The organism is Salipiger sp. PrR002 (assembly GCF_010500775.1).
Taxonomy (GTDB): Bacteria; Pseudomonadota; Alphaproteobacteria; order Rhodobacterales; family Rhodobacteraceae; genus Salipiger.
On the sequence record NZ_JAAGOU010000054.1, the window covers coordinates 1 to 12393 of the forward strand.

The following is a 12393-nucleotide window of genomic DNA, read 5'->3' on the forward strand; positions in this document are numbered from 1 at the left end:
ATGCCCTCGCACCAGGTGACCAGATCGCGCAGCTCGGCCACCTTGGGGTGATCGGGCCCGGTGGTGTCGGTCTGCGGCAGATCGCGCGGATCGAAGATACGCACCTCGGCGCCGAATGTCTCCAGCAGCCGCCCGGCCTCCTCGGCGGCGAAACGTGAGAAGCTGCGCTCGCGCAGCGAGCCGTAAAGGATGAGGATGCGCGGCCTATGCGTGCTGCGCGTCGCGGGGAACAGCGCCGCCGGATCGACCGGGCGGAAGCACTCTTGGGAAATATTGGGCGTGTCGGCCATATCTGGATCCTTGGTAATCGTCATTGCGCGCTCGGGAAACGCGCGCGGGTGCGGTTGGCAAATGCCACCAGCGAGAGCATCACCGGCACTTCGACCAGCACGCCGACCACGGTGGCCAGCGCCGCGCCGGAGTTGAGGCCGAAGAGGCTGATCGCCACCGCCACCGCCAGTTCGAAGAAGTTCGAGGTGCCGATCATCGCGCAGGGCGCGGCGATGCGGTGCGGCACCTTCAGCGCATAGGCTGCGCCATAGGCCAGCGCAAAGATGCCGTAGCTCTGGATCAGGATCGGCACGGCGATGAGCGCGATCACCTGCGGCTCGGCGAGGATCACCTCGCCCTGCAGGCCAAAGAGGATCGCGACCGTAGCAATCAGGCCGATCATCGACAGCGGCTTGATCTTCGCGGTGAAGGCGTCGATCGCCTCCTGCGAGCCCAGCATCCGCCGGGTCGCGAGCCCGGCCAGCAGGGGCAGCACCACATAAAGAACGGTGGCCAGCACCAGCGTGCTCCACGGCACGGCGATCTCGGTCACGCCGAGCAGGAAGGCGACGATGGGGGCAAAGGCCACCACCATGATCAGATCATTCACCGAGACCTGCACCAGCGTGTATGTGGCATCGCCGCGCGTCAGCTGCGACCAGACAAAGACCATTGCCGTGCAGGGCGCCGCCCCCAGCAGGATCAGCCCGGCGATATATTGCGCGGCGTCCTCGGGGGCGATCCACGGCGCGAAGACATGCTCGAAGAACAGCACCGCCAGCAGCGCCATGGTGAAGGGTTTGATCAGCCAGTTCACCACCAGCGTCACCAGCAGCCCCTTGGGCTGGCGCGCCACCCCTGCAACGGCGCCGAAGTCCACGCCCACCATCATCGGATAGACCATCGCCCAGATCAGCACCGCGACGACGAGGTTGATCGAGGCGATCTCGGCGGCGGCAATGGCCTGCACCAGCCCCGGCGCGAGCAGCCCGATGACGATGCCCGCCACCATGGCCAGCGCCACCCAGAGGGTCAGCAGGCGTTCGAAACGGCCCATCGGGTCATGGGAGGGGGCTGTGGTGTCGGTCATGTCTCGTTGGTCTCCAGCCAAGGCGCCAATCATCATTTCGGAAAAATCCGAATTGACTCTTGGGGTACGGAGCCGCCTGCCGCTTGTCAAGCTTCGTCATTTCGGGCATTGACGAAATATGAAACAAGACGCCGCCATCGACGCATTTGCCGCACTCGCCCATGAAACCCGCCTCGCGGTGTTTCGCCTGCTGGTTCGCGACGGGCCAGAGGGCGTGCCCGCGCTGGATATCGCGCGGCGGCTGGAGGCCAAGCCCTCGACCCTGTCGGGGCACCTGTCGATCCTGAAACGTGCGGGGCTGGTCACCGCCACGCGGCGGCAGAAGGAAATCCTCTACGCGCCGAACTTCGGCGGGGTCGACGGGCTGGTGCGGTTCCTGCTGGACGATTGCTGTGGCGGCAACCCGGAGGCTTGCGGCCTGCCTGCCGCCCTGCCCCACGGATGCGCCGACTGACCCCACCCGGCGCCCAGCGCCCAAACCGGGAAAAAAAGGCCGCCCGCCAAGACCAAAGGCCCACGGCGGGCGGCACAAGGGCTTACTCGACTTTCGGCGCCATGATCGTATCGGGCGCGGTGCCGTCGTTCAGCCACGCCTCAAGCGGCGACATCGGGTCGAGCGAGGACCAGTTCAGCCCGTCCGGCCCTGACAGAATGCCGCAATGGTCGAGCCCCGGCACCATGAAGAGCTTCACGCTCTCGGCCAGCGTCGCCTCGCCGCCCGCCGCTTTGGAAGCCGCCTCATACCATTCGACGGTCTTGTAAGGCGTCACGATGGCGTCGGCCCAGCCGTGATAGACGATCATCTTGCCGCCTGCCTCGCGGAAGGCCGAGAGATCGGGGCTGTCGCCATTGTAGACGGCCGCGGCCTCGGTCATGCGCAGCGGGTCCGCCTCGAAATCGAACTCCAGCGGCGAATACTCCGTGCCGGGATCGTCGGCAAAGGCCATATGCCGGGTGAAGCCGCCCGCAAAGCCCGAGACCAGCTTGCCCGCGCCCTCCGCGTTGCCGGTGAGCCAGAGCCACCAGAACGGCTCGGACCCTTCGGGAATGCCGCCGGGATAGAGCTGCTCACCCGCCGCATCGCGCGGCCCCTGTCGCCATTTCGCCAGCGTCTCAAGCTGCGGCTCGGTGAGGCCAAGGCCGGAATAATCCACCTCGCAGGCCCGCGGGTCGGCGATCAGCCCATCCTCGGTGCCATCGGTCGCATCGCATTGCTGCAGCACCGCCTCGCCGATCTTCGCGGCCTCATCGGGCCCGAGGATCTGGCTGCCATCCGCCGCCGTATTGGCCTGCAGCACCCATGACATCGCCGTGCCCACCAGCCCGGTGTAATCCATCGCCGGAGCGCCCGAGATGATGCCGTCGAACATCTCGGGATAGCGCTGCGCCGCCACATGCGCCATGCGCCCGCCGGTGGAACACCCTTGGAAGATCGCCTGCGTCGAAGGGGCACCATAGAAGGCGTCGATCATCACCTGCGCCACGCGGTTGGTCTCGCCGATCGAACGCCAGCCCCAGTCGCGCTCGGCATTCGGGTTGTCCTGCGCCCATGTGGCCTCGGTGACCGACAGCGCGAAATGGCCGCTGTCGGAGGTGGCGGTGGCATAGCCGCGCTCCAGCCCCGGACGCATGGCGTTGACCCAGGACTCGCCGCCATCGGCGCGGCCCAGGATGCCGCAGAACCCGCCGCAGCCGGCCTGATAGAACTTGCCGTTCCAGCCCGAGAGCGGCAGTCGCACCTCGATCGAGATCGCGGGCAGCGCGGTGGCGCGCACCTCGCAGTATTGCGGCAGCCCCTCCGGGCTTTGCACCCGCGCCGAGGTGACATACCCGCCCGGAAAGACCGTGTCGCGCAGGGCGCTGCACTCCTCGGGGGTTTGATCGGCATAGCAATAGGACGCACTGGCCAGCAGCGCCAGCGTCGCGGCTCTGAGTTTCATGGAGTTCCTCCCTCGTTCTCCCATGAGTAGAATTACCCGCGAATCCAATCGTCTCAAGAGTTTCTTGGGGGTCCTACGCGTGGCTGCCGCAGGGTTACCGGGCTGCCCGCTCTCTTTGCCGCGCAGCGGGGCGGAATTTGCCTGCGCCGCGCGCGACCTATCTTGGAGGGAGGGAGAAAGGGCCTTGCCCCGCCAAAGGCATAAGCCGCACGCACAGTGCGCCTTGCCCAAGGGGCCGCCACCGCAGCGTCATGTTGAACCGCGCGGCGTTTTGGCGGAACCTGCGTTTGCAGGCGGAACGGGTGAGCCGCGGAACGGACGGAAGATGCTGAACAAGATACTCAGGCGCTCGACAGGCCAGACCAAAGACCAGAGCAAGGACCGCGTGCTTCCCGTGGTCTGGCTGCTCGGCAAGACCGCCGCCGGGAAATCCTCGCTGGTGCGGGCCCTGACCGAGCAATCGGACGCCGAGATCGGCAATGGTTTCCAGCCCTGCACGCGCTCTGCGCACAGCTACGACTTCCCGCCCGAAGACCCTCTGGTACGGTTTCTGGACACCCGCGGCCTTGGCGAGGCGGGCTATGATCCCGCCGACGATCTGGCGGCCTGCCGCAACCGCAGCCATGTGCTGCTGGTGCTGTGCCGGCTCGACGATCCGGTGCAGGGGGTGGTGGCCGATGCTCTGGGCGACATCGCCGCGCACGACAAGGACATGCGCGCCATCCTCGTGCTGACCGGCAAGGACCTTATCCCCGACCCCGAAGCCCTTGAGCGCGCCGAGCGCACCATCGCCGCACAGATGACCCGCGCCGCCCGGCGCGAGTTGCCACGTGTGAGCCTGTCGCTGGCCCCGAATGAGACCACCGACACCGTCGGGCTCGACGCGCTGCGGCACCATCTGCTCGACGCGCTGCCCGCCGCCGGGCTGCTGCTGGAAAAGACCCGCGCCAGCGATGCCGAGCAATTGGAGTTCCAGAAGCACAAGCGCTGCGTGCTCTCCTACGCGGGCGTCGCGCTGACCAGCGACATCGCGCCGGTTGTGGGCATGGTGGCGGTGCCGGTCACGCAGATGAAGATGCTGCACGAGCTGGGCCTGCGCTATGGTGTGAAATGGGACCGCAAGATTGGTGCCGCCTTCCTCAGCACCATGGGGCTGAGCGTCGGCGCGCGCTATGCCGCCAATTTCGGCCTGCGCGAACTGGCGAAACTGATCCCGGTCTATGGCCAGACGGTCGGCGCCGCCACCGCCGGGGCGATCAGCTTTGCCACGACCTACGCGCTAGGCCGGGCGGCGGCCTATTTCCTCTACCGCACCGCGCAGGACAGCCCGCCGAGCGAAGAGGAACTGCGCAAGGTCTACCAGCGCGCCTTCAAGAGGTCTTCGGATGAAGCTGACTGAGCGCCTGCGCCCCGTCCTGCTGCGCTGGGACCGGTTCCTCGCCGTCGCGGCGCTGGCCCTGCCCTTCGTCGCCGCGATGATCGCGGGCTTTGCGTGGATGATCGAGCACGGCTGGCTGATCGAGTTCATCGTCGCCTCGATCTCTCTGGGCGGGCTGGTGGCGGCGATCCGACTGATCCGTATCTGGCTGCGCTCCAAGGGCGCCGAGGACACGCCCCGCCCCGATCAGCTGCATGCAAGGATCGACCCGTCGTGGAGCGAGCGCGAGATCACCGCCTTCAAGGCCGCGCAGGGCTTTATCGCCGAAAAGACCTCTGCGGCCCTACCGTGGGCCGATCTGCAGCCGATCGCGCAGGAGGTGGTCGAACGCGTCGCCGCCGCCTCGGGCAAGGGCGAGCGCGGCGTGCTCGATTTCACCGTCCCCGAGGCTCTTTTGCTGATCGACCGGGTGGCGGTGCGGCTGCGGTCCGACATCCGCGACAAGGTGCCCTTCTCCGACAGCATCTCGGTCGGCACGCTGCTTTGGCTGTGGGACCGGCGCGATGTGGCGATGAAGGTGAAGAAACACGGCTGGAACGCGTGGCGGGTGATCCGCGCGGTCAAATCCCTGCCCACCGCCATCCTGCGCGAGATCGAAGGGGTCATCGCCGAGGGCCATTCGTCCTTTGTCACCAGCGAGGGCACCGCGATCCTGCAGGCCCTGCTGCTCGAAGAGGTCGCGGCGGCGGCGGTGGAACTCTACTCCGGGCGGCTCAAGTTCTCGGATTCCGAGCTGCTCGATCTGGGGCTTGCCTCCAGCGAGCTTGACCGTGCCCGCCTCGCCGCCAGCGACATGCCGCTTCGCGTCGCCGTCGCGGGTCAGATCAGCGCGGGCAAGTCGAGCCTGATCAACGCGCTTATGGGCAGCGATCTGGCCGAGGTCGACGTGATCCCCACCACCGACGAGGCCCGCACCTACCCCACCGAGTTCGACGGGGTCGAGACCATGCTGCTCGACATGCCCGGCCTCGACGGGTCCGCCAAACTCGCCAGCAAGGTCGCCGCGGAACTGGCGCGCGCCGATCTGATCATCTGGACCGTGCGCGCCAACCGCCCCGCGCGCGAGATCGACCGCGCCACCATCGCCGAGTTGCGCGCGCTTGTCTCCGGCGATCCGCGGCGGCGCATGCCCCCGGTGGTCGTGGCGATCTCCTGCGTCGACGCACTGCTCAGCGTCTGGCCCGTGCCCGAGGGGCATCTGGACGATCAGGCGATGGAGCGCGTGACAGAGGTGGTTACGGCGGTGCAATCCGACATCGCCGACGCCCGCGTCACCGCCAACACCATCCCCGTCGTGCTCACCGAACCCGACTGGAACGTCGACCGGCTGCGCGCCCGCATCGAAAGCCTGCTCGGTCCGGCGCTCGACACCCAGCGCAACCGCCTGCGCATCGAGGGCAAGACCACCGGCGTTCTCAAGGAAACGTCCCGTGCGGGCCGCGGTCTGCGCGGCGCGCTGACCGCCTTTGGGCGCAAATACACCCATGCAAACGACGCGTCGGAGGACGACGCGCAGCCCTGAAATCTCTTTCGAAGGCCATGACTTGTGCCCCGCCACCAGAGCGGCGGACGCTTGGTCATGCGCCGATCTCCCCTACCCACGGCTGCATCCCCGTGCGAGGTAGAGACGCCGCCGCTCAAGGTGGACCGGCACGGCAGCCACGCGCAGAAGAAGGACAGCACCATGGCAGTGAAAACGGCGATCATCGGCCTCGGGATCATGGGGCGGCGGATGCTCGAGCATATGCAGCTGCACGAGGGCTATACCGTCAGCGCCATGTGGGATCCGTCTGCCGAGGCCAGTGACGCGGCGCGACAGATGGCCCCCGATGTCACCGTCGCGGCCACCGCCGAAGAGGCCATGGCGGGCGCCGATCTGGTCTATCTCGCCTGCCCGCCGGTGCCGCGCATGGCCTACGCGCTGGCCGCCGCCGATGCGGGACAGGCGGTGTTCCTCGAAAAGCCGCTCGGTGTCGATGTGGCCGCCAGCGAGGATCTCGTCGCCAAGCTCGAGGCCAGCCGGGTGCCCGCGGCGGTGAACTTCACGCAGGCCGCAGGCGAGGCTCTGGCCAATATTTCCACTGCCGCGCAGGCGGGCAAGATGGGCGATCTGGTGGGCGTCGACATGGTGGTCACCTATGCCGCGTGGCCGCGCGCATGGCAGACGGCGGCGGACTGGCTGCGGTTCCGCGACGAGGGCGGCATGACACGCGAGGTGCTGTCGCATTTCCTGTTCTTCAGCCAGCGTATCCTCGGCCCGCTGTCGGTGGTCTGGGCACGCCCCTCCTACCCCGCCGATCCCGCGCTCTGCGAGATCGCGCTGCTTGCGCGTCTGGAAAACGCAGCCGGGCTGCCTGTCTCGATCCTCGCCAGCGTCGGCGGCGCGCAAGAGGACCGGCAGGAATTCACCGTGAAGGGCAGCGCGGCGAGCCATCGCGTCTCGAATTTCTCGGATGAAGCCGTCTCCACCGGCGCGGGCTTTACCCCGGTCGCGCCCGCCCCCGCCGATCCGCGCGCCGTGGCGCTGCGGGCGCAGCTTGACGATCTGCAGCTCTGCGTCGCGGGCAAACCGCACCGGCTGGCCACCCCGCGCGAAGCGCTGCAGGTGCAGCGGCTGGTCGAAGAGATGCTGCGCGGCAAGGCCTGACCCGGCCCTACGCGCCGCCGTCCCCTCGGCGGCGCGGCCCTACTCAGGACCTGCCCGGCAGATGGGACGCGACAACCTCGCTGAAGGGCGTCTTGACGAACTCCGGCACCGCCGCCTCAAACGCCGCGCCATCCAGCCAATGGGGATGTGCGAAGAGATAGCGCATCTCATATAGCTCTCGCGCAAGCTCCCAGACCGGGGAGGCCATGCGCAGCGTCCACCATGGAAAGCGGGTGATGCGCAGGTCCTGCCCGGTCTGCCGGGTGATCTCGGAGGCCATCTCGGTCAGGCTGAAGCTGTGCCCCGGAAACGGGATGTCGGCAAAACGCGGCAGGTCGTCCTTGCGTGACAGCGCCACCGCTGCGCGGGCGACATCGGGCAGGTAAGCGTAGGCGCGCCGCACGTCGGGCGGCCCGAGGGCGGTGATCTTTCCCTGCCCGAGATGTTTCAGCATCACCCGCCCCATCATCAGCCCCGGCTTCGCGCCGTCGATGAAATCCCCCGCCCGCAGAATGGTGACCGGAAGCCCGGAGGCCCGCCACGCCGCTTCCATATCGGAGCGTATCCGCCCCTTGCGGCTGCAGGGATGGTGAGGGGTCTCGGCGGACCAAGGCGCGGGTTCTTGGCCAAAGACGTAGACGTTTCCGGGAATGAGCACCCGCGCGCCGCTGGCCCGTGCCGCCGTCATGGCAAGCTCGGTGATCGCGGGAATTTGCCGCGCCCAGTCGTGGTAGTCCGGCGGGTTCATGGCATTGACGATCAGATCTGCGCCCTGCGCCGCCCGGGCCGGGTCGTCGCCACGGCGGTAGCGCCGCACGTCCCAACCGTCTTCGGCAAAGGCGCGGGCGAAAGCGCTGCCGGAATGGCCCGACGCACCAAGGATGAGAACCCTGCGTGACATGATGCCTCCTGTGCTTGCGGGGCCATCCTCCCACGGAAGTTATCGCATGGGGATTGCGAAAAACTGCAAGCTGCCCATTCATGAATGCATGGATATTCGGCAACTCGACTGGTCCCTTCTGCAAAGCTTCGTCCGCGTCGCCAGCGCCGGTTCACTGTCGGCGGCCGCGCGGAGCAGCGGCATCAGCCAGCCCACGTTGGGTCGGCACATGCGCGCGTTGGAAGAGGCTCTGGAGCAGCCCCTCTTCACCCGCCGCCCCGAGGGGCAAACCCTCACCCCGATGGGCCACCAGTTGCTGGCGCACGCACAGCAGATGGAGGATGCCGCAGCCCGCATCTCGCTGACCGCCGCCGGGGCGAGCGCGCGGCTCGAAGGCACCGTGCGCCTCACCGCCGCGCGGGTGGTGGCGCATTGGCATCTGCCGCAGCTTCTTGCCCGGCTGCGCAGAGAAGAGCCGGGCATCCGCATCGACCTCGTCGCCTCCGACCTGCCCGAGAACCTGCTGCACCGCGAAGCCGACATCGCGCTGCGCATGTTCCGACCGGAGCGCGGCGATCTCTCGGCGCAGAAGGTGGCCGACCTGCCCTTGGGGCTCTACGCGGCGCGCAGCTACCTCGACCGCGCCGGGCGTCCCGAGACGCTGGAGGCGCTCAAGGCGATGGATTTTGTGGGCTACGGGCGGTCTGACATCATGCAAAGACTGATGGCCGAGAACGGCTGGACCGCCAGCCGCGAGACTTTTCCGCTGCGCTGCGAGGATCAGCTGGTCAATTGGGCGCTGGTCTGTGCAGGCTGCGGCGTGGGCGGCTTCCAGCGCGTGATCGCGGATGCCGATCCAAGGGTCGAGCGGATCGCCGAGTTCCTCCGCCTGCCCGCGCTGCCGGTCTGGCTGGTGGTGCCCGAAGCGCTGCGGCAGGTGCCGCGCATCGCCCGCGTGCGTCAGGCTCTGGCCGAGGAAATGGCCCGGATCGGCGCGACCGCCCAATCCTGACCTGTCCTAGCCCGTCTTAGCCTGCACCAGAGGCGGCGGCGCCTCGCAAGGACGAGGCGCCAAAGGAACAGGCCGCCGGCGCGCTCCCGCCGCTTCCTGCTACGCGATGTCGTAGGCGCCCAGCACCGTGTCAGAGGTCATTGCATTGCCTTCGAAGCCTTCAAGCGCGAACTCGTCGTCGAAGAGCGTCGCCAGCGTGTAATCCTCGACAAAGTTGAAGGTCTCGCTCCAAGCAAAGTCGTCGTCGGTGCCTGGCTCTCCACCCGGGAACAGGCTGAAGGTGGAGTCCGAGAAGAAGTCCGAGGTGATCCCGCCGGTGAACCGCAGCAGGCCGACAAACAGCTCCATATCGAAGCCGAGGGTCGAGAGGTTGTCGAAGATCGCACCCATATCAATGTCGATGTCGAAATCCACGAGCCCGTCTGCGTCACCGTCCACCTCGGGATCAAAGACAAACTCGTCCGGCGCGATGACCGTCAGATCGTCACCCACCTTCAGGCCATCAATCACCGACCCATCCTCGAAGGTGGCAAGAAGCGGCAGCTCGTCGATGGTCATGGTGAAATCCTGCACAACCTTGAGCGTGTTGATCAGGTTCACCGCGATGATGTCCCAGGCCCATTCGAAGGACAGAAGGTTCACCGAGGCTCCGGCGATGTCGATCGTAAGGCCCACGGAGTCTTCATCGCCGAAGGGCGGCACATAGGGCAGCGCGGAGACCAGACCGTCGATGTCGATATCGAGCACGGCAATGTCATCCTCGCCCGAACTGGTCAGCACCTCCTCGGAAGGATTGGGCGCGTCGGTGCTGTCGGTTTCGATCACCGGGAAGTTCACGCTGAGCTCGCTGCCTGCGGGCAACGGGATCGTGGCCTCCAGATCATCGGCTGCGTCGAAGTCGAAGATGTTGAACCCGGGCTCGCCGAGCTTGCCCGTGAAGCCCGCAATATCCGCCGTGTCGAAGGAGAAGAGGTTGATCAGCTGCGCCGCGCCGAAGGTCGAGGCGCCGATCTCGATGCCCAGACTGGCCGCGATGTCGAAGACGAAGTCGAGCCCGAAGCTGACGTTGGGGCTCATGGTCTGGAACTCTGCCCCGTCCACCGAATAGGACGAGCCGATGGTGAAGGTCTCCGACTCTTCAACCTGATAGGGAGCCGTGAAGACCACCGAAACCGGCACCGAAGCATCGACATCGCCGGTGGTCAGCTCGAAGTAGGGCTGCAGCCCGACCTTCGCGTCGATATAGCCGGTGGTGCCAAGGCTGGGTGTCGAGATGGAATCGGGCAGTTCGACATCGACGTCGCAATCTCCGCCAAAGAAGTTGACGATGCCGCAGCCGATGTCGGCAAACACCTGCGCCACCGCCTCGATCCCGCCGAGAATGCCCTCGAGCACACCGCCCGAGAAGGTCGCGCCATTCAGGATCGTCGCGTTGAGGCTGGCGTATTCGTCGAAGCCCAGGAATGGCAGCGGGTCGTCGAAGACGATGGCCGCCCCGGTGCCGAACATGCTCTGGTCCTCGGTGACAAAGAGCAGGTCTTCGGCCGTCTCTGTGGGCGCATCATAGGCGCCAAGGACCGTCACGCTCACGGTCCTGGGCACCGAGGTATCGCTTTCCTCGGTCCCCGTGGGTGAGGTGCCGACACCGCTGTCGTCGCGCGCCACATACTGGAAGGTGACCGTGCGGGTCTCCCCCTCCTCAAGGAACTGGAAGTTGTCCAGCGGATTGAAGGTGAAGGTGCCGTCGCCATTGTTGATCACCTCGCCGTACTGGTGACCAAGGGCGTCCACCGGAGCCGAGATAATTTGGTAGGTAAGGGTGTCACCGATATCGATATCGCTCGCAACAAACGCCTCGGTGATACCGTCCCCGCTCAGCGACGGTATGAACGGGCTGCTTGCATCATCCTCACCCACCATAAACGCGAGGTCCTGCGCGATCGGCTGGTCGTTCTGCCCATCTACCGTCAGCGTCACGTCAGCCGTGGCGAGGCTGCCGTCGGTTCCCTCGCTCTCGTAGGTGAAGGTCAGCGTCTTGATCGCATCGTGACCAAGCTTGTCCACATCCGCCCCATCCGCCACGAAGCTGGCAAAGCCATCGCCACTGACCGACAGCGTGCCCAGTTCAAGCCCGTCGATCACCACAGTGCGCGCAAACCCAGAGGCCGTCGCGGTCAGCGGGCCAAGCGCGTCGGTGACCGAGATCACCGACTTGCGCGTCCCGTCGGCCTGCACACCGTTGGTGTCATTGGCCAGCAAATCGACGGTGCCGTCGCTGTTTTCGTCCACCTCGAAGGCATCATTGCGTGCCACGCCGCTGGAGATGTCGCCGATCTTCGCCGAGCCGTTCCGCGGCCCGCCGGACGTGCCCACCGACGTGTAGCGGAGCCCGAAATCGGTGAGATCCAGCATATCCAGAGACAGCGGACCATCCGTGGTCGACAGAGTGAAACTCACCGACTGGATGTCATCCTTGCCCTTGCCGGGCGTGCCGAAGGCGATCCCCGCATCATAGCGCCCATAGGCGTTGGCAACCTTTCCCTTGATGTTCGCGTCGCGGCCGAGCGTGTCGACGCCAGCCTCGGCGAAAGCGGTGGCCGAGACCAGCTGGGCAGGGTCTTGGATTTCGCCCTCAAGAAGGGTCTCCTCCGCGACGGTCAGCGTGGACAAATCGAGCGGGCTGCCGTCGACCGGATCTGCGAGATCAAAGAACAGGCCGCGGAGATCCCCCAGCAAGCCTGACCCGAGCGCTTCCAGCTCGAATTTCAGCGTGCCATCCGGTTGTTCGGTGATTGTGATCAGCGTGTCGACGTCACCCTCGACGACAAAGGAAATGCTTCTGGCCATTTGGTTCCCCCTCGAAAAATCAAGACAAATCAACTTCTCTTGAGGGATGAGAGGGCTCACCCATGGCGGAACTGTGTCGGGGTGAAGACCAAAAAGGCGACGGCCTCGCAAATTCCTTCAGTTTTTTCGGAAACATTCCGTTTCTGGAGATGCCTGCATGCGCGGCAACTCGCAGGTCAAAGGAGTGGGACACATCCGCGACAGGGCACACTCCTCCCCTAGGCTCAGGATGCATTGATTTCGCGGGAACAGCATGATTCACGGCTTTG

Annotated in this window: 10 protein-coding genes; 5 read left to right on the forward strand and 5 right to left on the reverse strand. The window is 66.2% G+C overall.

All coding sequences use genetic code 11. The features are described from left to right. Both G0A00_RS25290 and arsB read right to left on the reverse strand, forming a co-directional pair. Positions 1-314 (reverse strand): NADPH-dependent FMN reductase (locus tag G0A00_RS25290; protein WP_235956771.1); only part of this gene is annotated, 314 nt, incomplete at its 3' end. Then, a complete protein-coding gene (gene arsB, locus G0A00_RS25295) occupies positions 311-1360 on the reverse strand; it encodes an ACR3 family arsenite efflux transporter (RefSeq protein WP_203595513.1) in 1050 nt (349 codons plus the stop codon). The genes arsB and G0A00_RS25290, both read right to left, overlap by 4 nt. 118 nt (positions 1361-1478) lie before the next feature. Here arsB and G0A00_RS25300 point away from each other — a divergent pair, with 118 nt between their 5' ends. Continuing rightward, positions 1479-1814, forward strand: a complete 336-nt coding sequence (locus tag G0A00_RS25300) for a helix-turn-helix transcriptional regulator (protein ID WP_164185321.1) — start codon at positions 1479-1481, stop codon at positions 1812-1814. Between the two features lie 82 nt (positions 1815-1896). On the opposite strand, the gene G0A00_RS25305 is transcribed toward G0A00_RS25300, so the two are convergent. Then, entirely contained in the window at positions 1897-3300 is a 1404-nt protein-coding gene (locus G0A00_RS25305; RefSeq protein WP_164185320.1) for a tannase/feruloyl esterase family alpha/beta hydrolase, read from the reverse strand. Between the two features lie 325 nt (positions 3301-3625). Between G0A00_RS25305 and G0A00_RS25310 the strand changes: the two genes are divergently transcribed. The 3 genes from G0A00_RS25310 to G0A00_RS25320 all read left to right on the forward strand — a co-directional run bounded on the left by G0A00_RS25310 (position 3626) and on the right by G0A00_RS25320 (position 7385). Then, positions 3626-4699, forward strand: a complete 1074-nt coding sequence (locus tag G0A00_RS25310) for a YcjF family protein (RefSeq protein ID WP_164185319.1) — start codon at positions 3626-3628, stop codon at positions 4697-4699. Continuing rightward, the gene (locus G0A00_RS26840) at positions 4686-6260 is read left to right on the forward strand and encodes a GTPase (protein WP_164185317.1); all 1575 of its coding nucleotides are present in this window, start codon (positions 4686-4688) and stop codon (positions 6258-6260) included. Before G0A00_RS25310 ends, G0A00_RS26840 begins: the two co-directional genes overlap by 14 nt. Before the next feature lie 162 nt (positions 6261-6422). Next, a complete protein-coding gene (locus G0A00_RS25320; protein WP_164185315.1) occupies positions 6423-7385 on the forward strand; it encodes a Gfo/Idh/MocA family protein in 963 nt (320 codons plus the stop codon). 43 nt (positions 7386-7428) lie between these two features. Here G0A00_RS25320 and G0A00_RS25325 read toward each other — a convergent pair whose 3' ends face one another. Beyond that, complete coding sequence (locus tag G0A00_RS25325) at positions 7429-8286, reverse strand: NmrA family NAD(P)-binding protein (RefSeq protein WP_164185313.1); 858 nt, start codon at positions 8284-8286, stop codon at positions 7429-7431. A 46-nt stretch (positions 8287-8332) separates the two neighbouring features. Here G0A00_RS25325 and G0A00_RS25330 point away from each other — a divergent pair, with 46 nt between their 5' ends. Next, on the forward strand, positions 8333-9277 hold the full coding sequence (locus G0A00_RS25330) for a LysR family transcriptional regulator (protein ID WP_235953354.1): 945 nt from the start codon (positions 8333-8335) through the stop codon (positions 9275-9277). Between the two features lie 99 nt (positions 9278-9376). Here the strand turns inward: G0A00_RS25330 and G0A00_RS25335 are convergent, their stop codons facing one another. Then, positions 9377-12124 carry an Ig-like domain-containing protein gene (locus G0A00_RS25335; protein WP_164185311.1) on the reverse strand — a complete coding sequence of 916 codons (2748 nt, stop codon included), beginning with the start codon at positions 12122-12124 and terminating at the stop codon, positions 9377-9379. Between the last annotated feature and the right edge of the window lie 269 nt (positions 12125-12393).